At 35.0% G+C, this 306-nt stretch carries 1 protein-coding gene; it reads left to right on the top strand.

The features are described 5' to 3' along the window. A partial coding sequence (locus PZH32_RS12605) for an ATP-binding protein (protein WP_275208590.1) occupies nucleotides 1-306 on the top strand: 306 nt, incomplete at both ends.

Here is a 306-nt window from a genome sequence, read left to right as displayed (position 1 = left end):
ATGAGAAAAAATGGAGTGTCAGTAATGATGGAACTTTAGAAGAGGATCAAATCTTTTATGCAGAGATTTTACCGGAACTGAAGGAAATTTCGAAAAATGCAGAAGATATATGGGCATATACATTTGCTGAAATCATGAATAATGCTATCGAGCATTCAGGAGCAGAAAAGATCAGTTATGCAGTAAAGAGAGATTGCCTGTATACAGAGATTTCTATTGTAGATGATGGGATTGGAGTTTTTAAGAATATACAGAAGTATCTCTTAGCTCATGGGATAAAAAATGTCAGTACAGAACAGGCAGTTC

Origin of the sequence: Adlercreutzia equolifaciens, from assembly GCF_029076695.1 — a bacterium.
GTDB classification, from domain to species: Bacteria; Actinomycetota; Coriobacteriia; order Coriobacteriales; family Eggerthellaceae; genus Adlercreutzia; species Adlercreutzia equolifaciens_A.
Note: the sequence above shows the minus strand (reverse complement) of the source record. Positions and strands in the feature narration are given on the sequence as shown.